Source organism: Parasphingorhabdus sp., assembly GCF_965233695.1.
Taxonomy (GTDB): Bacteria; Pseudomonadota; Alphaproteobacteria; order Sphingomonadales; family Sphingomonadaceae; genus Parasphingorhabdus.
Genome location: NZ_OZ247497.1, coordinates 462,446 through 485,603, shown reverse-complemented (window position 1 = coordinate 485,603; position 23,158 = coordinate 462,446). Strand labels below are relative to the sequence as shown.

Below are 23,158 nucleotides of genomic sequence, written 5' to 3'. Positions count from 1 at the left end.
GTTGACGTATCTTGACATGCTGCTTTGGGGATTGCAAGATAAACTGATCAGGGATTGAACCTTCCAACCAGCATACTGAAAGTGACGGGATATGGCCGACGACGACAGTCTTGAAATCCTTGTGGAACCTAATAGTACGCCGGTGCCAGACGCCGAGCGTGTCAAATTGCTCGAAAACCCCGGCTTCGGCAACCTGTTTACCGATCATATGGCGGTGATCCGCTACACCGAAGGCAAAGGCTGGCACGATGCCAAAGTCGAGGCGCGCCGTCCAATCCCGATGGACCCTGCATCCTCCGTTCTGCATTATGCGCAGGAAATATTTGAAGGCATGAAGGCCTACCGGCTGGCCGATGGTACGACAGCCTTGTTTCGGCCAGAACAAAATGCGCGGCGGTTTCAAGCCTCTGCCAAGCGGATGGCGATGCCGGAACTGCCGGAAGAATTATTTTTGAAATCAGTGGAATCGCTGGTTGATATCGATCGCGACTGGTTTCCTTCCACAGAGGGCGGGTCGCTGTATCTGCGCCCATTCATGTTTGCCAGCGAAGTGTTTCTGGGCGTGCGCCCGGCTAAGGAATATCTCTTTCTGGTAATTGCTTCCCCAGTGGGTGCCTATTTCAAGGCTGGCGCGTCAGCGATCACAATCTGGGTGTCAGAAGATTATAGCCGGGCTGCACCGGGCGGTACGGGGGCTGCCAAATGCGGCGGCAATTATGCCGCCAGCCTGGTCGCGCAGGCCGAGGCTATTGCTCAGGATTGCGATCAGGTGGTGTTTCTTGATGCCGCCGAACAGCGCTGGGTTGAAGAGCTGGGCGGAATGAATCTGTTCTTTGTGATGGAGGATGGCAGGTTGATCACGCCGCCGCTGACCGGCACGATTTTACCCGGGATCACACGGGAATCGATCATGATACTGGCCCGTGAAGAAGGGTTGGAAGTCAGTGAAGAGCCTTATTCCATCGATCAATGGCGCGCAGATGCAGCCAGCGGTAAATTGCTCGAAACCTTTGCTTGCGGCACGGCGGCGGTTGTGACAGCCGTCGGAACCGTGCGCTCCACCGATGGCGAATTTGCGATTGGTAGTGGCGGTCCGGGGCAATTGACTGAAAAACTGCGCATGCGGCTGGTCGACATTCAGCGCGGGCTTGCAGAAGATACGCATGGCTGGGTGAAACGCCTGTTCTAAATTTTGTTCGAAAATAAGCTGCAACTGCCCCTTGCCCCATGGGGGTAAGTTGGATATTAGGCCCCTTCGCTGACGAATGAAGCGTCCATTATTGGGGTGTCGCCAAGTGGTAAGGCAGCGGCTTTTGATGCCGCCATGCGCAGGTTCGAATCCTGCCACCCCAACCATTCTCTTTTCAAAACGACTCGGAGCACGCATCTCCGCCGGCTATCTTGTCACCAGGCGAAGGCGGGTTTTGTCTGGGAAGCGATAGAACCAATCGCAAATTCACCGTCGATTTGCCAGAATTCACCCTGATTTGTGTAAATGAATGTAAAATACGTGTCGTAGTTCTGGTAAAGTCCAATAAAATAGAGATAAACAACCCTGGGTTGGGAATTTACATAAAGCGAAAGCAGAGATGATTTGCTGTTCGCTACCGGGGAACATGTATGCGCATAGCAATAGCAGATGATGACAAAGAGATTGTCGATTTTCTAGGGAACATCGCTGAAGGTCAGGGATATGTCTATGTCGGTTTTGCCGACGGCAACGCGTTGACCAATGCGTTGTTGCGCGACACTTTTGATCTGGTGATTCTGGATTGGAATATGCCGGGCAAAACCGGGCTTCAGATCCTGGAATGGATGGAAGATGCCGTGGATGATCGGCCGCCAGTCATTATGATTACCAGCCGCACGGCAAAACAGGATATCAGCGAGGCGCTCAATGCCGGCGCTGATGATTACATCACCAAGCCGGAAGATCCCGATGTGATTGCAGCCCGGATCAATGCGATCCTGCGGCGCAGCAGCGGCGTGGCCGCGATGGAAACCAAGGCCCAATATGGCGAATATATATTGGACCGGATTGAGCAAAAGGTCCGGCACCGGGAAACCGAAGTGGCACTGACCGCGAAAGAATTTGAACTCACTGATCTGATGTTCCGTAACCGCGACAGAACCTTGTCGCGTCGCTATATTATGGAAACAGTTTGGCGGACTAACGCGCACCTGGCAACACGGACGCTCGACATGCATGTTTCGCGTATCCGGTCAAAATTATCGCTCACGCCTGAGAACGGGTTTCGAATTTTCACCGTTTTCGGTTATGGTTATAGGCTGGAGACACTGAACAACGGGGTATGACCATGGACTGTGTGACAAGTAAACGCAGATATTTCAAATATTTGCGGATTTCCATTTTCTTGTCACTGGCTCCTATTTCCATCTTACCGACGACCGCGCTGGCGCAAACAGCTGCTGACAACGCGCAGGTCGAATATGTATTTAAAAAGGGCGATACGCTGATCGCCCTTGCTTCAAAATATTTGCGCAAGCGGTCTGACTATCTGCAGGTTCAGCGGCTCAACCGTATCGCAAACCCGCGGTTCATCCCTGTCGGCAAAACAGTTGCCATCCCGTTTCGGCTTTTGAAATATCGTGAGAGCGAAGCCAGTTTGGCCGCTTTTCGGGGCAATGTTGTAATTGCGGCTGGTGGGCAGACGATCACTCCTGTCCAGGGCCTTGAGATTGGTGAAGGCAGTCGGCTGGCGACATCGGCGGGCAGTTTCCTGACGCTGCAACTGGAAGACGGATCGCGTATCTCCATGCCCTCTAACAGCAAGATGCGTATCACACGGCTGCGCCACATATTACTTACCGACAGCGTGGATTACGAGCTGGCCGTCGACAATGGCCGGATACGATCCAAGGTTACTCCGTTTGACAAGAAAGCGGATCGCTATCGGGTGCGGACACCTGTTGCTGTCTCGGCTGTGCGCGGTACCGATTATCGGACCCGCGTCGACGAAGAGACAGGCACAGCATACTCGGAAACCGTCGAAGGTGTGGTGGACGTGGCAGCGGGCCAGAGCATCGATGGCGCGACAACAGTGTCTGTTGTCGCGGGAACCGGCGCCGCAGCAACTGTCACAGGCGACCTCGCAACAGCTGACCTTCTCTCGCCACCAGAGTTGATTGACCCGGCGAAAGTCCAATCGGAAGAAACATTGCAATTTACTGTTTCGCCTCGTGCGGAAGCCGCCGCACACCGGATGATAATATCATCGGATGCCGGTTTTGTTGACATTGTCGCGGAGCAACTCAGCGAAACCAATGAAATCAGCCTGGCCGGAATTGACGATGGCCGCTATTTTGCCAAAGCAACCGCCTTTGGTGCTGATGGTTTTGAAGGTATGCCAGCGAGCTATTCATTCAAGCGTCAGCTCAGCACGCTCAGCGGCAGTGCGGATCAGGGCGATTTCGGTTTTCGATTCAAATGGACGGGCGCTGGCAGCGGCAAGCGGGTTTATCGGTTTCAGCTGATACCGGGCAATATAGAGGCTGTTCCTCTTGTCGACGAAGCTGGCTTGACCAGTGATGTCCTGACCCTCTCTGATCTGCCGGATGGTGAATATTTCTGGCGTGTTGGTGTCACACAATATTCCGCAGACCCGGAAGACAGGGACGTTTTCCAGAAATGGACTGATTTCGAAAAATTGACGGTGGCGAATTAGGGGCTTAATCGTTGGCACCGAGAGGCGTGCCATGGCCGCTATAGGGAGAGCTGACGACCAATGAAACTACGCCGGCGCCTGGGGATTGAATGGGCTGGCGTCGCATTGGCAGCATCCTTGATCGTTGCTGGACTGATCTATTGGAACAGTCTCTCGGGCTTTGATAACCTGCTTTATGACAGGCTCTCGGACTATGACCGGCCAGAGGCAATGGACGATATTCTCATCATCGCCGTGGATGAAGACAGTCTGGCCGCCTTTGGAAAATGGCCCTGGTCACGGACCCGCCATGCCGATCTATTGGCGATACTGGCCGATGCCGAACCCAAAGCGATTGCTTTCGATATCTTGTTAAGCGAGCCAGGCGATGCCGAGGCAGACTCCGCTCTTGCCGCCGCGGCGGCAACGAATAAAAATCTTTTTCTGCCGCTGCATTTTGTCGTTCCCGGTACCAATGGCGCCGCCTTTGATGTCAAAGAGCCGGTCGCACAGCTGAAGCGCGCCGCGAGCGGCATGGGTCATGTCAGCTTATTGTTCGATCGGGACGGAGTGGTCCGCCGGACGTCGCTTTGCTTTCGGGGCAAGGCGGATCCCGGAGCGACTGACGAGACGGTTTGGCCGCATCTGATGGAGCAAATCTATCGGAGCGTGCATGGCAAGAGTTCCGCTGCTTTCACGCGCCGGGACGACTGTCAGAAGCCGTTGCTCATGCCCTATGCTAGGCGCGGCGCATTCTCACAAATTTCCCATGCGGCGGTTGTGAACGGAGAGATCCCGGCCGCATTTCTGCAGGACAAAATCATTTTGGTCGGGGCGACCGCGCAAGGACTAGGAGATCAGCATCCGGTCCCGCTTGGTGATGGCGGTACCATGGCAGGTGTTGAGATCATGGCAAATTTGCTGAGTGATATATCGGCGGATCGCTTTGTCGTGCCGGTGTCACTCCCCCTACAGATATTGCTGTCGCTCATTCCCGCTTGGATATTATTGATTGGATTTTGGCGCTGGCGCCCGCGCACGACAATTTTTGTCTCGCTCGGCCTGGTCGTGCTAATATTGGGAGGCAGCGCGATTTTGCTCTCCCTCCAAACATGGTTCGCACCAGGCGCGGCATTGGCCGGGCTGGCGCTCGTTTACCCGGTCTGGGGCTGGCGACGTCTGCAGGCGACGAGCGATTTCATGGATGAAGAACTCAAAAGCTATCGGTCCGAGGCACCCGATATTCCAGTCCTGGAGACACCACTGGGGCCGGTTGATCTGGTCACCGAACAGGCGGAAGAACTGGCCCATGCCATTAAACATGTGCGCGATTTGCGACGGTTTATTTCCGATGCGCTAACGAACCTGCCCGATCCGATGTTCATTACCGATCTCGACGGCAAAGTGAAATTCGTCAACAAGCTGGCGCAGACCGGTGTTGAAGATGGCGCTCAGGATTTGGCGCTGGATGACATGTTGGATCGTTTTGTCGCGCCGGAAGATTTGGAGGACGTGAAAAACTATCTCGCGCTCGACCAGAAATTGCGTGAGCATGACTATGTCGACTTCACTTCGCGCAATGACGAGGTTTTCGCCATGCGAAGAGCCAGAGTGTTGTCTGATGAGGGCGAACTTCGTGGTCACATTCACTATCTGGCGGACATTACCGAAGTCGCCAACGCAGCGCAGGAACGGGAGGAAGTCCTGCAGCTTCTGTCCCATGATATGCGATCACCGCAGGCTGCGATTTTGGCCTTGCTGGATGGTCAGGACGCCACGGATGACAATAAACGCATCGAAAGCCATGCCCGGCGGACGCTGGCATTAGCCGATAATTTCGTCGGTCTCGCGCGGATAAAATCGAGTGAATTTTCCGGTGAGGAAATATTGCTTTCCGATCTGGTGATCGAAGCCAATGATAGCCTCTGGCCGCTGGCGAAACAGCGCGGGATCAAGTCCGTGGTCAAGGATCAAACCGATGGTGCCTTCATCATCGGGGAGCCGTCGAGCCTTTATCGTTCCTTTGCCAACCTGATCGATAATGCTATTAAATATAGTCCTGATAACAGCCAGATAGCGATCGAACTGCGCATGATAGCGCTCGACAAGCAGCCCTATGTGTCTGTGGCGATCACGGATCAGGGCAAGGGTATCGCGGAAGATATGCTGGACCAGCTGTTTGAACGATTTGCCAGCGACGATCATGATTCCAAAGGGTCAATCAGGGGCGCCGGACTGGGCTTGAATTTTGTCGCCGCGGTCATGGAGCGGCATGGCGGATCGATCCGTGCGGAAAATATCAGAAATGGCGGCGCGCGCTTTACCGTATTGCTGCCGCTGGCACCGGATCCCGAGGAACCGATTTAGCCTGCCATCCTATTCGATGCCGGTTCGGGTGCGCGTTTTCCGGTTCACCGCCGGGTTTGATCCATTGCCCAAATCTAACAAAGCGGCATCGATAAGATAAGGCAGCGATTGTTCCAGCGATCCTTTGCAATGATATTCCGCCGCCGTGCCGGAATAGAGCGTTGCACCATTTGCAGAATCGACCATTGTCAGCGTGAAACGATGTTCGACATCGTCGCAGGATTGAAACGGTTTGCGTTCCTTTGGCGAAGCAATGACACGCACATCATCCTTTTCGCCGGTGGTGAGGGCAATGGACGCAGGCCGATTGGCCAGGGCAATATGCACGCGAACGGGTGCTTCATCGACAGCCGTAAACTGCTTTTCGGTCAGTGCCGCAGCGACCAATTGCCGCGCAGTTTGATAGACCGAGCCTTCCTGTTCCGGTTTGACGGTAAAGCTATATTGTTTCTGCGCTGGTAAAGGCAGCGCGGCCTCGGTCTGGATGCGGGTCTCGATCGGTCCACCGCAACTGGCGGTCATTGCCAATATCATCAACAGTGCAAGGCGGCGCATAGCAGTCCTTCAGCTCGTTCGTGATGACTTATCAATAATATGATCCGATTGAATTGTCACGATAATAGGCGCGCCCGAGCCAGCCGGGTTCTGGCTTATGAGCGGGTCAACGCGAAATAGATGACATAGAACCAGGAGAAGAAGCCGTGGATAATCGCCCAGATAATCGACTTGTGCGTGGTGAAACTGATCGCAATGGCCAGCGCGCTGCCAAAGCCGACGCCCTTGCTGACAATTTCCTTGCGAACATAAGTGGCTCCGCGACTCATCGGTGATCCTCCTTGTGCATAGTCCTCTGGCCGCATCCGTTCCGGCTTGATTTTCTCTGCCATCGGTTATGCAGCCTCACGCGCGCGGTCTGATAATTCCTGATTGAGCATTTCCGCCAGCAGAAACGCCAGTTCCAGAGACTGGGCCGCGTTCAACCGCGGATCGCAATGGGTATGATAACGATCACCCAGAGCAGCATCGGTTATCGCGACAGCGCCGCCGGTGCACTCGGTAACATTCTGCCCCGTCATCTCGCAATGGATGCCGCCAGCAAAAGTGCCTTCTGCGCGGTGGACAGCAAAAAAGCCGCGAACCTCGGCGAGAATGCGTTCGAACGGACGGGTTTTGTACCCGCTATCCGCCTTGATGACATTGCCGTGCATGGGGTCACAGGACCAGATGACCGGATGACCTTCCTGCTTCACTGCACGAACGAGGGGTGCGAGGCCACTTTCCACCTTGTCATGACCAAAGCGCGAGATTAGCGTGATCCGCCCGGCTTCGCGGGCCGGGTTCAGCGTATCGAGCATTTTCAGCAGATCGTCGGCTTCCAATGACGGACCGCATTTCATGCCAATCGGATTACCGATGCCGCGCAGAAATTCGACATGGGCAGAGCCTTCAAAGCGGGTGCGGTCGCCGATCCACAGGAAGTGGGCGCTGGTATCATACCAGTCACCGGTCAGACTATCCTGCCGTGTCAGGGCTTCTTCATAGGGAAGCAAAAGCGCCTCATGGCTGGTGTAGAAAGACGTCGCCTTGAGCTGAGGCACGGTGTCAGGATTGATGCCGCATGCTTCCATGAAGGACAGCGCTTCGCCGATCCGGTCTGCCATTTCTTCATATTTTTTTGCCCAAGGGCTGCGTGTCATAAAGTCATGGGTCCAGCCGTGCACCTGTTGCAGATTGGCATAGCCGCCTGTTGAAAAGGCGCGCAGCAAGTTGAGAGTGGCAGCCGCCTGATTATAGGCGCGAACCATCCGGTCCGGATCGGGTTGACGGCGACCGGCTTCAAATTCAATGCCGTTGATAATATCACCGCGATAGCTGGGCATTTCCACGCCATCTTGCGTTTCGGTCGGGGCAGAGCGCGGCTTGGCAAATTGTCCGGCCATGCGGCCCAGCTTCACGACCGGCATTTTCGATGCATAGGTAAGCACCACCGCCATTTGCAGAATGACCCGAAACGTATCGCGAATATTATTGGGGTGAAATTCTGCGAAACTTTCCGCGCAATCACCGCCTTGAAGCAAGAAGGCCTTGCCCTGTGCAACTTCGGCAAGATCTTTTTTCAGGCTGCGTGCTTCACCGGCAAAGACCAGCGGCGGATAGCTGCCGAGTAGCTGCTCTGTATCCGCAAGCTTCGCAGCATCGGGATAGTCAGGCATTTGCAGCCCTTCAAAACTTCTCCAACCGTTTGGCGTCCAATTCGTCGCCATAAGCGCACTCCAATATCTTTCACTTAAAATCGAGTGGCTTTAGGCTCGTTTCAAGGGCAATGGCAAGCAAAAGCGCGGTTTGGTTGCGCCCGAAACTATCCATCCACTGCACCCCACAGCCTAGCTACCCGGTTTTGTTTTCCAGGTACCCGCATTACGATATTCTGACTTGATTTGGCTGACATTTGGCAATTTCTGGCCGGCAAAGGCTTCCTCACCGCCTTTTTCAATGGCTTCCTTGCTGTAACGTGGCGTCTGATAGGTTTTCGGCTTGTCATTTGCGAAATCAGGTGCTGACAGGCTGTGTCGCCGGGCGTTATCGGCGGCAAGAGCAGCCGCCTTTTCTGATCTTGCCGCTTCTTCCTGCGCTTTGCGGCGGCCCGCCTCATAGGCCTTTTCCAAAGCAATCGGGTCGAGCGAAGAAGCAGGCGGCGAATCATATTTACGCGGTTTGGGTGCGGGCAGGGGTTCGCCGCCGCTATATTTCTGGCTAAAGGCTGCGGCCCGACCAGCACTGCCCTTCCAGCTGTAAAAGCGGTGCGCACCTATGGTGCCCAGGAATCTTAGGCTTGGCGCCCAGTAAGGATAAATTTCGGTGGTGTGATAGTGCGTCGCGGTACCGACTGGCGAAGCAATCTTCCCGGACAGAGCCAAGGCGGCAACCTTTCTGGCCCGGTTCCAGTGAAATTTGGACGGCGACCGGCGCAACGACCCGTCACAGGTATAGGAAAACTGGCATCCGGTGCTCCGCTCGCTACCCTGGAAAACCACGCCGCAGACGGTGCGCGGATAGCTGGGATGGCGGACGCGGTTCAGAACGACCTGTGCGACGGCGCGTTGCCCGGCGTCAGGCTCCAGTCCAGCTTCGTAATAGATGGCCGAGGTCAGGCACTGCAGAGCGCGGCTATTGTCGGTCAGTGAAGCACGGAACGCGACAGGGCGAATCAGATGAACCGATGCGGTTTGATCGCGGCTGGCGATTCCGGCGCCACCACTGCTGGTCAGCAGGTCGCCCAAATCATCACCGCCGGTCTCGGCAAGCGGATCGATAGCCAGTTCGCCGTAATTTTGCGGAATCGCGTAACCGGGATCGATGAAATAGAAAGCCGACCCGGCAAAATTTTCCTCTGCCCGCTCGACCGGCTGCAGGTCAGGATCGCTGGGATTATATTGCTGCGCATCGAGACTGGCCCGCGGCATGGTTGCTGGCACCATGATCAGACTTAAGACCAGAAGTCCCAGCAATATCCGTTCGCGAACATTCAGCATCAGCCAGCCAGGCAGGTGCGAGGATGACTTCAGCCTGGAAGCAGGCGCTTCAACCTCGGCTGTTGAAGGAAGGGAAGTTTCCGCACGCGCCACACCTGGCGCGCTTTTGTGATCAGGCGCAGCCGGCGTTGGTCCCGTTTGCGGAGATGGCGAAAACACATATCCTGCCGGCCCGGCGAGGGCCGAATCGTGACTGCCGAGCTTAGGCACATAGGGAGGAGGAACGCGCACTGAGATTTTCCGAAACACCTGCAAGAGCCCCGACTGGGCTGACGGGACCGGAAATACAGCCTTTTGCGTCGGTTTTCGTGAACCAAAAACAGGCTGTTTCAAGATGGGACGCGGCGCGCCCAGTCCTTAAATGGTTAACGCTGCAATTCTGCGGAGAAAGCGGGATGCGTGCGAAATCTGTGACAAAATGAACCGGTTGAACAAGCGAAGTGCGCTTGGCCGATCAGTGCTTTTGGTGATTCGCTTCCTGAATATTGACCAGATGGCGGGCAATCGCATAGCCGATAATGCCAAATAGTACGCCGCCGATGGCGGGGCCTATGACAATACCCGGCAGCCCGTAAAGCGCTCCGCCAATCCATAGAAAGGGTAATATTCCCAATGTGTTTCGCAGCCAGTTCATGATCATCGACCAGGCTGGACGCTCCAGATTATTGCATGCGGCATTGGCGATGAACAACATGCCGTTGAAAAAGAATAATGGCGTTAGAAAGGCAGCAAACAGCCAAAAGACATCGCGGCCTTCACCCTGCAAATTGAAAAGGTCGCTGATCGGACCTTGGAGCAAGAACAACAGCGGCCAGATGAGCAGCGTATAGCCTAGCGCAAAACCCATGGCTTGCTTGATGGTGAGGCGGATGCGGTCAAATTTCAGTGCACCGAAATTCTGTCCGATAATCGGCCCAACGGCGCCCGACAGCGAAAAGAGCAAGCAAAAGGCAACCGGTACGACACGCCCCATCACTGCAAATCCGGCGATGACATCATCGGGATAGCTGGCGATAAAGCGATAGGAGATAAAACCGCCAACCGGCGTGGCAACATTGGTCATGATCGCGGGCAACAGGATTGCCGTGACCGGCTTCAAATCCTCTTTGAACGGTACCGACGCGAATGCCTGAAAACCGCCATAATGTTTGATGATCGGGGCTACCGCCAAAATCGAAGAGACAATCGCGGCGCAAGCGGTCGCCATCGCTGCGCCGTTTATTCCCAGACCAAAGCCAAAGATGAAGATCGGGTCCAGAATCGCGTTGGCAATTCCCATGCTGAGCGTCACGTTCATCGCCCGCCGCGCAGCGCCATGGGCGCGCAGGAACCCAGAACAGACCATCGCGGTGACGCTGAACGGCATGAACGGGGCGACGATGCGAATATAGCCTGTCGCAGCTTCTTTTGCGGTCCCTTTCGCGCCTGCAAGATCCAGTATTTGGGGAGCGAAGATAAAGAATATGATCGCCAGCGGGATGATCAGCATCATGCTCAGCGCCAGGATATTGGTCAGATAGCGGCGCGCATATTCCGCATCGCCCTGACCGATTTTGCGCGCCGCCAGAGCGCTAGCGGCAATCATCAGGCCGATGTTGAACGCCGTGCCGAAAAACAAAATGGTAGCGGCAAAGCCCATCGCGGCGGTCAGCGCGCTGTCACCCAATTGCGCAATATATAGTAAATCAACAAAATCGACGATGAACATTGTCAGCAAACCGATGCTTGCCGTCAAAGTCATAACCGTAATATGCCGCATCGGATTGCCGGTAAGAAATATTGCGGGCTGACTGGCGATAATATGATCCTGAAAAATGAATATGTTGGCCGGAATCGGCAAAAATCTATCGTATAATTGCCCTATAGCGTTTTGCTATCCCGTCAATTCCCCTCTATGCTAGAAAAGCTTTTTGGGGAGCAAAATATGCTTGTTCGTTTTTGCGCGTTGATTGTGTCGGCCGCTATACTATCATCCTGTTCGGTCAAGGAAGATGACGGACAGCGGGACACGTCCGAGCAAGGATATTTCGAACGCAAAAATGTCGCGCCTGATCCTGCCGACAACGCGCAATCTCCGCGCAAGCCGGAACATGCTTATGCCCGGATCGCGCTCGATTGCGTCAACAAGCAATATCCCAATAAAATCAGCCATGTCATGTCCAGCGCCAGCGATGTGCAGGAGCCGGTTCGCCTGACCCCGGTTTTCTATGGCTGTTTTGACTGGCATAGCGCAGTGCATGGGCACTGGCTGTTGACCCGGCTTTGGGGCAATGGCGCAATTCCGGAAATGGAAGATGAAATTGCCGCTGCCTTATCCACCAATTTTACTGCCGAAAAAATTGCCGGGGAAGTGGCCTATTTCAATGGCGAAGGCCGCGCTTCGTTTGAACGGCCTTATGGGCTCGCCTGGTTTTTGCAACTGACTGCAGAACTGACCGAAATTGCCGGAGGTGAGGGTGCCAAAGCGCAGCAGGCGCAGATCTGGCTGGATCGGTTGAAGCCTCTGGAATCGGTCATTATCGAACGGATCAGGACATGGGTGCCAAAGCTTGCCTATCCCATTCGATTGGGAACGCATAACCAGTCCGCCTTTGCCTTTGGTCTGTTTCTCGATTGGGCCAGGATTAGCGGTGATGATCAGATGGAAAGCCTGATCTCGGATAAAAGCCTCGCCTTCCATCAGGGGGATCGCGATTGTCCAATCGCCTATGAACCGTCCGGTGAGGATTTCCTCTCGCCCTGCCTAATGGAAGCTGATCTGATGCGGCGGATATTGTCCGAGACCGAATTTGCCGATTGGCTTAGCGGTTTCCTGCCGGACATTCCCACCGATGGCAGTGCCGACTGGTTGGCGGTCGGGATTGTCAATGATCCGACCGATGGCAAGCTGGTTCATCTTGATGGCGTGAACCTGTCGCGTGCCTGGGCGCTGGAAGGCATAGCAACGGCCCTGCCGGAAGGAGATGCCCGAAAAGCTGCGCTGTTCGCGGCGGCAAAACTGCACGGCGATGCCGGGGAGGAATCGGTTCGCACGCCGCATTATGCCGGTAGTCACTGGCTGGCCAGCTTTGCCACCTATTGGCGAACCGAAAGGGGGCTGAGTCGGGATCGAGCAGGGGGCGACAACGAAAACCAAAAAGATGCCATAGCATCAGAAACTGGTGCGGAGTAGAAGGTGATGGCAACGCAGCCAATTCCGATAATCGATAATCTGTCTCCGAAAGTGTCGCCCTTTTGGCACCGCATATTTCCGGCCAATATTGACCTTGCTATGAAAAGCATTTTCGGCGTGTGGACCGCCTATTTTCTAGTCAACGCGCTGCGTGCAGTGCTTTGGGGCGCGCCGGATCACAGCCATTCTCTGGTAACCTATCTGATCAAGGCGGCCATCTCGGTCACCGTGACCTGGGCCCTCTATCGCTGTCTGATACTAATGGGTGATCGCACCGCCCGCGCGGTCTTCATTTTAACGATTCCGACGGTTTTTCTGGCTCTCGCAGTCTCCTATTTGACCGATTTTGTAATGGCCTTTCCAACGCCGGTTCTGGAACATATTAGCGCTGTCCATAATGTCCCGATAAATATGGCCCTTTCGCATTTTTTCGATACGGCTTTTGTGGATTATCTCATACTTGTCGGCTGGGGCGGGCTTTATCTGGCCATGGCCAATAGCCGGAAGACGCAGGTCGCATTGATCCACAGCCGTAATCTGGAAAAAGCAACCCGTGAGAGCGAAATGCGCGCTCTGCGTTATCAACTCAATCCCCATTTCGTTTTCAATGCCCTGAACTCGGTCAGCAGTTTGATCATCGACAAGAAAAACGGGCAGGCCGAAAATCTTGTGGACGGGCTGGCGGACTATATGCGCTCGGTTCTGATTGACGATGAAGGCGATATGATTACGGTCGAACAGGAGATTGCCCAGCAGGTCCGCTATCTTGAAATTGAACAGGTTCGTTTTCCCAAGCGCCTGTCATTCGAAGTGCATATTGATGATGCTGTGCGTCACTGGAAAATTCCGGCCTTGATTATCCAGCCGCTGGTCGAGAATGCGATCAAACATGGTGTCGCCCGTTCCTGCAAACCGGTCACCATCAATATTTCCGCAGAAAAAGATAATGACCGCCTGAAACTGACAGTCGCCAACGATGGGCGGCTGCAAGCAGCGCGGGACAAAACCACCGGGACCGGAACCGGGCTGGCCAATATAAAAGAACGGTTGGTTGCCCTTTATGGTCCGGCGGCGGCCTTGATTGCTGGCAATGAAGACGATGATCGAGTGGTGGCGACGATCATCATTCCCGATGAAGAACAGATTTTCCGAAACTATTGTTTGTAACCATAGATGAAGCCCGGTCCAAAGCTTGATATATTGATTGTTGATGATGAACCGTTGGCGCGGAGTCGTATCAAGTCGCTATGCAAGCGAATGACAGGGATAAACCATGTCAAAATGGCAAGCGGTGGACGCGAGGCCTTGGATCTGGTTGCGCAAGATTGTCCGCAGATCATGCTGCTGGATATCGATATGCCTGACTTGTCGGGGATGGAGGTCGCAAAGTTGTGTAAGGAGTTTGCGGATGCGCCCGAGATAATATTCACCACCGCGCATGATCGATATGCCATCGATGCCTTTCGGTTAAATGCAACGGATTATCTGCTGAAACCGGTGAAGGAAGAGCTGCTCCGGGAGGCGGTAGAGCGCGTTCTGGAAAAGCGGAAGATGACGGCCAGCGGTCCGTCAAAAACTGGCGATCATTGGCTTTGGGTTCAGGATGGCGAAGGCGCGGTCCAAATCCGCAGCGCGGATATTGGATGGATTGCCGCCGATCGTGATTACATGCGGTTATGTATGTCAGATCGCAATTATCTGGTGCACGAAGCGATGCAATCGCTGTTGCAACGCTTGCCAGGCGGGCTGTTTATTCGCATTCATCGCTCAGCCGCAGTGAACCGCAGCTTTGTCCGTGATATTCGCCGCAAGGGGCGTCGCAGATTCATTGTCATGAAAGACGGAACGGAACTGACTATCGGCCCCAGCTTTGTCAAAGCAGCAATGAGCGCGCTCGCTCACTAGACGAGCCGATCGCTGGCAATCGACGTTGATCGGTTCATGCGGGCGGTTTGGGTTTGTCGGATTTGGTCACCGAATAGCGCGGTGCCGGCGCGGGTTGAAGATAGCCGCCGACATCGACAAATGTCTCCCGTTCGACATTATGAGGGTGCTGTTTTGCCTCGGCGAGCGACAGAACAGGGGCGAAGCATATATCGGTGCCTTCCATCAGGGCGCACCACTCATCGCGTGTTTTGGTCTTGAACAGGTTGGTTAGTTTCTCTTTCAGAGGTCCCCATGATTTCGGGTTCATCTGCGCGTCAAAATCGGCATCGTCTGTCAATCCGGCGACTTGGCGCAATTGCGCATAAAATTGGGGTTCGATCGAGCCGATCGAGACATATTTGCCATCTGCCGTCTCGTAGCTGTCATAGAAATGCGCCCCGGTATCAAGCAAGTTGACACCGCGTTCATCGCGCCATTGACCGACATTGTGAAAGTCGAAAATCATCGCCATTAGCGCCGCCGAACCATCGGTCATCGCACAATCGACAACCTGTCCTTCGCCGCCTGTTTTGGCATGCAAGAGCGCTGAGACCATGCCGAGCGCCAGCATCATACCGCCGCCGCCAAAATCACCGACCATATTGATCGGAGGAGTCGGCTTCTCACCGGCTCGGCCAAAAGCGTGGAGCGCGCCTGAAATGGAGATATAGTTGATGTCATGACCGGCTGCGTGGGCAAGAGAGCCATATTGGCCCCAGCCCGTCATCCGCCCGTAAACCAGCTTGGGATTGTCGTCCAAAAGAACATCCGGCCCCAGTCCCAATCGCTCCATTACACCCGGACGAAAGCCTTCGATCAGCCCGTCAGCCTGTTTGACCAGTTCGCGGGCTTGCTGGATGCCTGCTTCTGATTTCAGATCAACTTCAACAAGCTTACGGGAGCGGGAGAGTGCAAGACGGCCGTCCGGTGCGCCACCCGGGCGGTGTAAAACCGTTACTGTCGCGCCCTGGTCCGCCAGCATCATGCCGCAAAAAGGTCCGGGTCCAATGCCTGCAAACTCGACGATGTTAATTCCTGCCAATGGCCCAGCCATGTCCTGCTCCTGTTTAATCAAATGATTAAACGGTCCTATGCAGCGGCGGGATTCTAATCAAGCAGATTTATAACAGGCTCTTAACGGGGGCGCTGACCATGCCGGAGTGGCTGGCTTTTGGAGCCATGCTTCTTCAGATAGTGAGGCAATTCTATTTTCGACTGCCCGACTGGTTTGCGGGCTAGTTTCGGGTCAATCGGATGGTCAAAGGCAATGCCCAGACGGCCCTGCGCGACCCATGCAACATAGCCGGTAACCCGGCCAATATTGCGTAATTCCAATTCTACGCGATCACCCCGTTTGGTAATGACAGGTGCTTCAGCCATCAAACCGCCAGCGGACAGGTTGCGAATCCGCACCTCGCCACAATCTTCACCATCGACAAAACGCAATATTGCTTTGAGAAACATGCTGTCCCGGTCGAGCTCGCGCTTGGGAAGGCCGCTGTTTTGACCGTTTTTGCCCAGCTTATCGTCAAAAGGTTCTCTCATGTGCTTCCCGCGGTAGTTGTAAAATAATCTTGCTTAGACCGGGTAATAAGCTTGAAATGATGGAAAATTGGTTAATATCCGCCGGAGATTATGGGCCGCGTTGTTCCATATAAAGACACTGGCAGGCGGCCAATGCACGGCGTTCCGCCGCTTGCGTTAAAAACAATCAGAAAAAGTCGGTAGCAGGATCGGATTTTGGCGTCGGTTAGCCAATATCCTATTGATCGCGAGAGATTTTCTCGTTGCGTTCATGGGCTTCCTGCGCCTCGACACTCATGGTTGCGATCGGACGCGCTTCCAGCCGTTCCAGCGAAATCGGCTCGCCGGTAACCTGACAGTAACCATATTCGCCTTCTTCGATCCGCCGCAAGGCTGCATCTATTTTGGATGTCAGCTTGCGTTGCCGGTCGCGTGTGCGCAGTTCCAGACCCCAATCGGTCTCGCTGGACGCGCGGTCGTTAAGATCGGCTTCCTGAATCGGACCATCCTGCAAATGTGCAAGGGTTTCCTTGGATTCTTCTATGATATCCTGCTTCCACTTTTCCAAAGCGCGTTTGAAATAGGCAAGCTGCCGCTCATTCATGAATTCTTCGTCGGCGCTAGGGCGATAACCCTCTTCCAGCACTATTTCGCCTTTGGAACCGCTATCGGAACCGGATGAATTTTTCGCTGAGGAAGCCAAATATACTCTCCAACATCTGCCCCCAACCCGATATGGGTTGGCGAAGGGACGGCTATCAAGCGGGCCTATAAACTCGGCTTTCGTTTGAGACAAGATGCAATATGCTGTGGCACAGAAATTTGTGCCATTCAGCCTCTGATTGGGAATAGAATCGCCTCTATCGCGGTCTAATCAACAAAGTGCCCGCAATCTCACATCTTTGGTAAAGCCTCATTTTAGCTCGGTTTTTCTTGGGTGAAGGAAAGATGTCAGCCGTAAATAGTATCAATTCGGGACATTAACTCTGCTTGGAGAGAGCTTGATAAGAGTTTTTGCATTTTTTGCGATCGAAACAAGGTTAACGCAATTGTGGTCGCTCCCCCCATCTGCGCTTTTATGGGTTGTCGGACCGATTATGCTTCGTTTGCATATTATTGCAAATCTGCAGAATTCGGATCCAAAGCGGAAGAGAGTAGATACTATGTCGGTACGGATGGCTTTAGCAAAATTATGCGCCTGCACTTGCGGCGGGGCATTAATTGGTGGCGGTGCAGTGCATGTTTCGGAAGCGCCCGCGGCCCCTTATATCAAAAAGGTCGATAAGAAAAAGAAAGTGCGTGCGCGCGTCCTTAAGCGGGGCCAATCGGCACGCAAGGTTAAACGTACGCGGCGGACAGTCACCAAAACCGTGACTGCCTGTGCACCAACCGTTGTGACCATCGCACAGCCACAGCCTATTCCGCTTCCACCACCGGCTTATATTCCTGCACCCTTGCCGGAAGTTCCTGTGCTTGAAAGCGGCGGCGGCTCAGTTCCTGTCGTGATCGGCGGCAGCGGTGGCTATGGCGGCGGCTTCGGCGGCGGTTTCTTCGGCGGTTTCTTTGGCGGTGGCGGTTCCGGCGGTGGTTCTGTGGTGATCTCTTCGACCAGCAGCGGCGGCTCCACCAGTACATCCTCAGGTGGCAGCTCGACCAGCGGTGGTTCCACCAGCACATCCACCGGCGGGTTTTCAAGCACTTCGACAGGTGGCTCAACCAGCACCTCGTCCGGCAGCATCAGTACATCCACAGGCGGTGTCAGCACCTCGACCGGCGGTGTAAGTACATCCACGGGCGGTGTCAGTACTTCAACGGGTGGCAGCAGCTCTTCGAGTTCGTCAAGCAGCTCCAGCTCGTCATCAAGCAGTTCCTCCAGTTCGTCGAGCTCCAGCGGTAACACATCGAGCGGTATGACTTCGAGTGGTATGACCAGCAGCGGCATGACCTCAAGCGGCCATCCCGGAACTTCGACCAGCACGGGTAGCGGCGGTTCGTCCGGCAGCTCCGGATCATCAGGCAGCTCCGGTTCGTCCGGTAGCAGCGGATCTTCCGGCGGTTCGTCAAGCAGTTCCAGCTCTTCGTCGAGCGGTTCGTCTAGCTCATCGAGCAGCGGCGGTTCGAACGGCAGCACCGGTTCTTCGGGTGGTTCTGGCTCATCCGGGAGTTCCGGATCATCAGGTAGCAGCGGATCTTCCGGCGGTTCGTCGAGCAGCTCTAGCTCCAGTTCATCCAGCTCCAGTTCGTCTTCAAGCAGCGGCGGCTCCAACGGCAGCAGCGGCTCTTCGGGCAGCAGTGGATCGTCAAGCTCGACATCTACTTCTTCCGGGGCGAGCAGTACTTCGTCGAGCTTTGGCGGCAACAGCACGTCCAGTTCCAGCTCTTCAAGCAGCTCGAGCTCCAGTTCCAGCAGCGGCGGCTCAACCGGTGGCTCCACCGGCGGAACACCGGTTCCGGCCCCGCCCGTTGTCTTGCTATTCGGCGCAGCGGCGGCAGCTCTTTTCGCGCGCAGCCGCAAAGCCAAGAAAGCGGTTGCTGCCTGAACAGACGGCTGACCAGATATATCCAACAAGCGGCTGGAGCAATCCGGCCGCTTTTTTTGTGGCACAGGCGATGCTCTGCACTTGAACCAAGGCCCGTGTCTCGGCATAGGCTTTGGCCATGCATGATCTAAAAACCATCAGAGAAAACGCGGCCGATTTTGATGCCGCCCTGGCACGACGCGGTGTTGAACCCGTGGCTGCGACCATTTTGGCGCTGGACGAGGAGAATCGTAGTCTTGCGACCCGGCTTCAGGAGGGTCAGGCGCGGCGCAATGAGGCTTCCAAGGCGATTGGCAAGGCCAAGGGGCAGGGCGACGAGGAAACGGCCCAGGCGCTTATGGCCGAAGTGTCGGAACTCAAGGCAAGCCTGCCCGCACTGGAAGAGCAGGCCCGCGAAATTTCTGGCAAGTTGCGGGATGTTTTGGCTGGGCTTCCCAATATACCGGCCGCCGATGTGCCCGAAGGTGCCGACGAAGAGGATAATGTCGAGATAGACCGCTGGGGCACACCGCGTGTTTTTGATTTCAAACCGCGAGAGCATAGCGATATTGGCGTGCCGCTGGGACTGGATTTTGAAACAGCCGCGGAAATGTCGGGCGCGCGCTTTGCGTTTCTGCGCGGGCAAATGGCCCGGCTGCAGCGTGCGATCGGGCAATATATGCTCGACCAGCAGACGATGGAAAACGGCTTTCAGGAATGCGCGCCACCGGTGCTGGTGCGTGACGAGGCGATGTTCGGTACCGGCCAGTTGCCCAAATTTTCCGAAGATTCGTTTCAAGTTTTGCGAAAATTACCTCCCGAAGAAATCATAAGGCAAGCTTATGAAAAGTTTGGCCCATCTGCCTTCAAAACTTTTCTTCAAAATGCTCCTAAAATTGGTGGCGGCACCATCGGCGATAATTTCTCGGCCCTCGAAAACGAGATGGCCGAGGTTCACAGGGACTTTGTTGAGAATCTCGAAGAATCGCTTGATAGACTGTGGCTGATCCCGACGGCCGAAGTCAGCCTGACCAACAGCGTGCGCGGACAGATTTTGAACGAGACACAGCTGCCGATCCGGTTAACCGCACTGACTCCCTGTTTCCGCAGCGAGGCAGGCTCGGCTGGCAAGGATACCAAAGGCCTGATCCGCCAGCACCAGTTTGAGAAAGTCGAGATGGTGGCGATTGTCCATCCCGATCATAGCGATGCGGAACATCTGCGGATGACCGAAGCGGCGGAGTCGATTTTGAAAGCGCTGGAGCTGCCCTATCGCAAAATGCTGCTGTGCACCGGCGATATGGGGGCAACCGCCCGCAAGACCTATGATCTGGAAGTCTGGCTGCCGGGACAGGATGCCTATCGCGAGATTTCCAGCATTTCTACCTGTGGCGACTATCAGGCGCGGCGTATGAATGCCCGTTTCCGCGCAGAAGGCGAGACCAAAGGCACGCAATTTGTCCACACGCTCAACGGCTCTGGCCTTGCGGTTGGCCGGACTTTGGTCGCGGTTGTTGAAAATTATCAGCAGGAAGACGGTAGTGTCATTATTCCTGACGCGTTAAAGCCCTATATGGGCGGTATCGAGAAACTGGAGCCTGCAAGCTGATGCGCATATTGCTGACCAATGACGACGGATTTGACGCCCCGGGCATGAAAGTCCTGCTCGACATTGCCCAGTATTTTTCCAACGATATCTGGATTGTCGCCCCTTCGGACGAGAATTCAGGCGCGGGCCATTCGCTGACGCTCACTCGCCCCTTGCGCATCCGCAAGCGCGGCGACCAGCAATATTCGGTCGATGGTACGCCGACAGACAGCGTGATGATGGCGGTCGCGAAGATCATGAAAGACGGCCCGCCTGACCTGATCCTCTCCGGTGTTAATCGCGGGGCAAATCTGGGTGAAGACGTGACCTATTCCGGCACCGTCTCCGCCGCGATGGAAGGGGCGCTGGCGGGTATTCCGTCCATTGCGCTGAGCCAGGCTTATGCCCGCGGCGAAATGGGTGATGACGTTCCGTTCGAAGCGGCGCTGCAATGGGGCGAACGGGTGCTGCGGCCCCTGATCAAGCAGAGCATGGACCACCGGACGCTAGTCAATATCAACTTTCCGGCGCTGCCCGCCAGTCAGGTCAAAGGCATCCGCGTCGTGTCGCAGGGCATTCGCGACTATGGCCGCTTGCAGATTGTCAGCAACCGCGATCCGCGCGGCTTCGAATATCACTGGTTCGGCCTTGGTCCGATGGTCGAGACCCCGGCCCACAGCACCGATCTGGAGGCAATTGAAGACGGCTATGTGTCGATCACACCCTTGCATTTGGATCTGACTCACTATGTGTCAATAGACAGTCTCGGCAAGCTTTACGACAGTTAAGACGGCGCTCGGAACGGTGCTAACTGTCAAACCCGACAAATACGGATGCTTCTTCGACAGATTTTCGTGTTGAAACCACGCTGTTCGCCGGAAAGCTTTCGTCTGGCCAGCCGAGCGCAATGCTCTTCATGATGACCTGATCATCCGCGATCCCGGCATGCTCTCTCACCACCGGCGACTGCATGATGCCCTGGCTGTTGATGACGGTGCCGAGCCCGCGCGACCATGCTGCGTTGACCAGCGCGGTTGCTACGGCGCCGCAATCAAACGGTGTGTCGTCGCTGCCGTCGAGAACACGATCATAGGTGATAATAACGCATACCGGTGCATCAAATTGCCGGAAGCCCCGCATGACCCAGTCCTGCCGCGCCTCTTTGTCATCGCGTTCGATTTTCATTGCGGAAAAGAGTTGCTTGGCAACGCCGATCTGGCGGTCGCGATGTTGCCCTGCGAAAGCCTCGCCGGTTCTGAATTCGCGAGATTGGGGAACGCCCGCCAGCATCCGTTCGGTATTGCCGCTGCGAATTTTTTCCAGTGGCTCACCAGTGATGATGTAAAAATTCCAAGGCTGCGTATTCATCGATGATGGCGCACGCATGGCCAGTCCGATAATTTCTTCGATGAGCTCCCGCGGAACAGGCTCTGGTTTATATCCACGGATACTACGCCGGCCAAGGACAACTTCATCAAACTGCATGCATAGCTCCGGTAAAAGTTAGTCATGGTGGGCTAGCGGATAAGCCCTTGCGTGAAAACCCCAATTTCAAGGCTGATTGTTTTGGGCGCACCAATTGGCGCCCAGGGTTGCGGCTCTCCATTAATGCTGCCTTTCGCATGTGACCACAATCTGTTGTCCGCTCGTTGGCGACCGGAAATCAATAAACAGGCTTTTACATCCAAAATGGTCAAGCGGGGCTGGCAATGGGCCGATTTATTGCTAGGTAACAATCTCTCACCGGGGTGAGAGCTAGTGAACGGGGGCGTTCTGTGCGTAAGATAATTTTCCTTTTTCTGGTCGTTTCTTTGTCTGCCTGTATTCCGCCGGGCCGCGATTATGGCTGGCCGCAAGGTGAAGCAGCGCAGGATGCTCCACCAACGCTGGAAACCGATATATCCGTCTTTGGGCAGAGCCCGGCTGATGCACCGCCGCCTACCTGGACAGCGCAAAGGGTGACGCCCAATGCGATGGCGATCGAAGATGGCATATATGTCGTGCAGGCCGGCGACACTCTGCGCGGTATTGCCAACAAAACCGGGGCCAGTTCACTGATTATTGCAGACGAAAACGGCCTTGTTGAACCTTATATTATCCAACCGGGACAACGACTGAAAATTACCGGTGGCCGCTATCACTGGGTCAATGGTGGAGAGACGGGCATCGCTATCGCGCGGGCATATGGCGTGCCTTGGCGCGAAATTGTGGCCCTGAATGGATTGGAAGAGCCGTTTATCCTGCGGGTCGGCCAGAAACTGTTGCTGCCGGCAGAGGCGTCTGCTGATCCGCAGACGATCAGCATCGAACAGCGCGCGGCCTCTTTTGAACTCGATATTGACGATATTGTGACCGGCAGCCAGCCCGCGCTGGCTGACAACGCGGTTGCGGAGGAGCCATCTGAATGGCGCAAGGCTATTGCGCCAAAAACACCGGCTGCAACAAAAGTCGCCGCTATTGCTGTGCCGACGGCATTTGACAGCCGGTTCAACTGGCCCGTCGACGGTAAATTGCTCTCCGGCTTTGGCAGCAAGGGGGGAGGAAAGGTCAATGACGGGGTAAACATAGCCGTAGCCAAAGGCACCCCCATTCGCGCCGCTGCCGATGGCGTGGTGGCCTATAGCGGCGATGAAATCGATGTTTTTGGCGGTTTGATCCTGCTCAATCACGGCAATGGCTGGGTCACCGCTTATGGTCATGCGGACAAACTCAATGTTACGCGTGGACAAAAGATCAAAGCGGGTGATATTATCGGTTTGGCTGGAGACAGCGGCTATGTACAGGAACCGCAATTGCACTTTGAAATTCGTAAAGATCGAAAACCGGTAAACCCCGTCTCCCATCTGCCGAAGCGGACCTGATCT

The 23,158-nt window shown here is 55.1% G+C and carries 20 protein-coding genes and 1 tRNA gene; 11 read left to right on the top strand and 10 right to left on the bottom strand.

Annotated features, from left to right (window positions below; translation table 11 throughout):
• Positions 1-91: 91 nt before the first annotated feature.
• The 5 genes from ACO6S1_RS02245 to ACO6S1_RS02225 all read left to right on the top strand — a co-directional run bounded on the left by ACO6S1_RS02245 (position 92) and on the right by ACO6S1_RS02225 (position 6,032).
• The gene (locus ACO6S1_RS02245; protein WP_422344738.1) at positions 92-1,189 is read left to right on the top strand and encodes a branched-chain amino acid aminotransferase; all 1,098 of its coding nucleotides are present in this window, start codon (positions 92-94) and stop codon (positions 1,187-1,189) included.
• 92 nt (positions 1,190-1,281) lie between these two features.
• Positions 1,282-1,356 (top strand) — tRNA-Gln (locus tag ACO6S1_RS02240).
• 264 nt (positions 1,357-1,620) lie between these two features.
• Positions 1,621-2,316 carry a response regulator transcription factor gene (locus tag ACO6S1_RS02235; protein ID WP_422344737.1) on the top strand — a complete coding sequence of 232 codons (696 nt, stop codon included), beginning with the start codon at positions 1,621-1,623 and terminating at the stop codon, positions 2,314-2,316.
• Between the two features lie 59 nt (positions 2,317-2,375).
• Positions 2,376-3,686 (top strand): FecR family protein, encoded by a 1,311-nt coding sequence (locus ACO6S1_RS02230; protein ID WP_422344736.1) that lies wholly within the window; start codon positions 2,376-2,378, stop codon positions 3,684-3,686.
• A gap of 60 nt (positions 3,687-3,746) precedes the next feature.
• Complete coding sequence (locus tag ACO6S1_RS02225; protein WP_422344735.1) at positions 3,747-6,032, top strand: CHASE2 domain-containing protein; 2,286 nt, start codon at positions 3,747-3,749, stop codon at positions 6,030-6,032.
• Between the two features lie 9 nt (positions 6,033-6,041).
• Here the strand turns inward: ACO6S1_RS02225 and ACO6S1_RS02220 are convergent, their stop codons facing one another.
• From ACO6S1_RS02220 to ACO6S1_RS02200, 5 genes are all read right to left on the bottom strand, one after another.
• Positions 6,042-6,587, bottom strand: a complete 546-nt coding sequence (locus ACO6S1_RS02220; RefSeq protein WP_422344734.1) for a hypothetical protein — start codon at positions 6,585-6,587, stop codon at positions 6,042-6,044.
• 95 nt (positions 6,588-6,682) lie between these two features.
• Positions 6,683-6,919: a hypothetical protein gene (locus ACO6S1_RS02215; RefSeq protein WP_422344733.1), complete on the bottom strand. Its 237-nt coding sequence runs from the start codon at positions 6,917-6,919 to the stop codon at positions 6,683-6,685.
• Positions 6,920-6,922: 3 nt separating this feature from the next.
• Entirely contained in the window at positions 6,923-8,296 is a 1,374-nt protein-coding gene (locus tag ACO6S1_RS02210) for a class II 3-deoxy-7-phosphoheptulonate synthase (protein WP_422344732.1), read from the bottom strand.
• Between the two features lie 120 nt (positions 8,297-8,416).
• Positions 8,417-9,796 (bottom strand): cell wall hydrolase, encoded by a 1,380-nt coding sequence (locus tag ACO6S1_RS02205; protein WP_422344731.1) that lies wholly within the window; start codon positions 9,794-9,796, stop codon positions 8,417-8,419.
• Positions 9,797-10,019: 223 nt separating this feature from the next.
• Positions 10,020-11,405 (bottom strand): MATE family efflux transporter, encoded by a 1,386-nt coding sequence (locus ACO6S1_RS02200; RefSeq protein ID WP_422344730.1) that lies wholly within the window; start codon positions 11,403-11,405, stop codon positions 10,020-10,022.
• A gap of 84 nt (positions 11,406-11,489) precedes the next feature.
• Between ACO6S1_RS02200 and ACO6S1_RS02195 the strand changes: the two genes are divergently transcribed.
• Genes ACO6S1_RS02195 through ACO6S1_RS02185 form a run of 3 tightly spaced genes read left to right on the top strand, consistent with a single transcriptional unit; the run spans position 11,490 to position 14,642 of the window.
• Complete coding sequence (locus ACO6S1_RS02195; protein WP_422344729.1) at positions 11,490-12,737, top strand: DUF2891 domain-containing protein; 1,248 nt, start codon at positions 11,490-11,492, stop codon at positions 12,735-12,737.
• 6 nt (positions 12,738-12,743) lie between these two features.
• Positions 12,744-13,904, top strand: coding sequence for a sensor histidine kinase (locus ACO6S1_RS02190; protein WP_422344728.1), 1,161 nt, complete (start codon positions 12,744-12,746; stop codon positions 13,902-13,904).
• A 6-nt stretch (positions 13,905-13,910) separates the two neighbouring features.
• Complete coding sequence (locus tag ACO6S1_RS02185) at positions 13,911-14,642, top strand: LytR/AlgR family response regulator transcription factor (RefSeq protein WP_422344727.1); 732 nt, start codon at positions 13,911-13,913, stop codon at positions 14,640-14,642.
• A gap of 34 nt (positions 14,643-14,676) precedes the next feature.
• Here ACO6S1_RS02185 and ACO6S1_RS02180 read toward each other — a convergent pair whose 3' ends face one another.
• From ACO6S1_RS02180 to ACO6S1_RS02165, 4 genes are all read right to left on the bottom strand, one after another.
• Positions 14,677-15,717 carry a CaiB/BaiF CoA transferase family protein gene (locus ACO6S1_RS02180; RefSeq protein ID WP_422344726.1) on the bottom strand — a complete coding sequence of 347 codons (1,041 nt, stop codon included), beginning with the start codon at positions 15,715-15,717 and terminating at the stop codon, positions 14,677-14,679.
• Between the two features lie 80 nt (positions 15,718-15,797).
• Complete coding sequence (locus ACO6S1_RS02175) at positions 15,798-16,208, bottom strand: PilZ domain-containing protein (protein WP_422344725.1); 411 nt, start codon at positions 16,206-16,208, stop codon at positions 15,798-15,800.
• 217 nt (positions 16,209-16,425) lie between these two features.
• Positions 16,426-16,836, bottom strand: coding sequence for an RNA polymerase-binding protein DksA (gene dksA, locus ACO6S1_RS02170; RefSeq protein WP_422346273.1), 411 nt, complete (start codon positions 16,834-16,836; stop codon positions 16,426-16,428).
• An 873-nt stretch (positions 16,837-17,709) separates the two neighbouring features.
• Complete coding sequence (locus ACO6S1_RS02165) at positions 17,710-18,756, bottom strand: hypothetical protein (protein ID WP_422344724.1); 1,047 nt, start codon at positions 18,754-18,756, stop codon at positions 17,710-17,712.
• A gap of 89 nt (positions 18,757-18,845) precedes the next feature.
• On the opposite strand from ACO6S1_RS02165, the gene serS reads away from it, so the two are divergent.
• Both serS and surE read left to right on the top strand, forming a co-directional pair.
• A complete protein-coding gene (gene serS / locus ACO6S1_RS02160) occupies positions 18,846-20,315 on the top strand; it encodes a serine--tRNA ligase (protein ID WP_422344723.1) in 1,470 nt (489 codons plus the stop codon).
• Positions 20,315-21,082 carry a 5'/3'-nucleotidase SurE gene (gene surE, locus ACO6S1_RS02155; RefSeq protein ID WP_422344722.1) on the top strand — a complete coding sequence of 256 codons (768 nt, stop codon included), beginning with the start codon at positions 20,315-20,317 and terminating at the stop codon, positions 21,080-21,082. Before serS ends, surE begins: the two co-directional genes overlap by 1 nt.
• A gap of 19 nt (positions 21,083-21,101) precedes the next feature.
• Here surE and ACO6S1_RS02150 read toward each other — a convergent pair whose 3' ends face one another.
• Positions 21,102-21,779: a nitroreductase gene (locus ACO6S1_RS02150; RefSeq protein WP_422344721.1), complete on the bottom strand. Its 678-nt coding sequence runs from the start codon at positions 21,777-21,779 to the stop codon at positions 21,102-21,104.
• Positions 21,780-22,069: 290 nt separating this feature from the next.
• Here ACO6S1_RS02150 and ACO6S1_RS02145 point away from each other — a divergent pair, with 290 nt between their 5' ends.
• Positions 22,070-23,155, top strand: a complete 1,086-nt coding sequence (locus tag ACO6S1_RS02145; RefSeq protein ID WP_422344720.1) for a peptidoglycan DD-metalloendopeptidase family protein — start codon at positions 22,070-22,072, stop codon at positions 23,153-23,155.
• The last annotated feature ends 3 nt before the right edge of the window (positions 23,156-23,158 follow it).

What these genes read in the sequence shown, in the direction of transcription:
- ACO6S1_RS02190 (WP_422344728.1), top strand. Translation starts at nt 12,744, where the DNA reads ATGGCAACGCAGCCAATTCCGATAATCGATAATCTGTCTCCGAAAGTG.
- ACO6S1_RS02150 (WP_422344721.1), bottom strand. Translation starts at nt 21,779, where the DNA reads ATGCAGTTTGATGAAGTTGTCCTTGGCCGGCGTAGTATCCGTGGATAT.
- serS (WP_422344723.1), top strand. Translation starts at nt 18,846, where the DNA reads ATGCATGATCTAAAAACCATCAGAGAAAACGCGGCCGATTTTGATGCC.
- ACO6S1_RS02210 (WP_422344732.1), bottom strand. Translation starts at nt 8,296, where the DNA reads ATGGCGACGAATTGGACGCCAAACGGTTGGAGAAGTTTTGAAGGGCTG.
- ACO6S1_RS02245 (WP_422344738.1), top strand. Translation starts at nt 92, where the DNA reads ATGGCCGACGACGACAGTCTTGAAATCCTTGTGGAACCTAATAGTACG.
- ACO6S1_RS02175 (WP_422344725.1), bottom strand. Translation starts at nt 16,208, where the DNA reads ATGAGAGAACCTTTTGACGATAAGCTGGGCAAAAACGGTCAAAACAGC.
- ACO6S1_RS02225 (WP_422344735.1), top strand. Translation starts at nt 3,747, where the DNA reads ATGAAACTACGCCGGCGCCTGGGGATTGAATGGGCTGGCGTCGCATTG.
- ACO6S1_RS02185 (WP_422344727.1), top strand. Translation starts at nt 13,911, where the DNA reads ATGAAGCCCGGTCCAAAGCTTGATATATTGATTGTTGATGATGAACCG.
- ACO6S1_RS02195 (WP_422344729.1), top strand. Translation starts at nt 11,490, where the DNA reads ATGCTTGTTCGTTTTTGCGCGTTGATTGTGTCGGCCGCTATACTATCA.
- ACO6S1_RS02235 (WP_422344737.1), top strand. Translation starts at nt 1,621, where the DNA reads ATGCGCATAGCAATAGCAGATGATGACAAAGAGATTGTCGATTTTCTA.
- surE (WP_422344722.1), top strand. Translation starts at nt 20,315, where the DNA reads ATGCGCATATTGCTGACCAATGACGACGGATTTGACGCCCCGGGCATG.
- ACO6S1_RS02220 (WP_422344734.1), bottom strand. Translation starts at nt 6,587, where the DNA reads ATGCGCCGCCTTGCACTGTTGATGATATTGGCAATGACCGCCAGTTGC.
- ACO6S1_RS02215 (WP_422344733.1), bottom strand. Translation starts at nt 6,919, where the DNA reads ATGGCAGAGAAAATCAAGCCGGAACGGATGCGGCCAGAGGACTATGCA.
- ACO6S1_RS02180 (WP_422344726.1), bottom strand. Translation starts at nt 15,717, where the DNA reads ATGGCTGGGCCATTGGCAGGAATTAACATCGTCGAGTTTGCAGGCATT.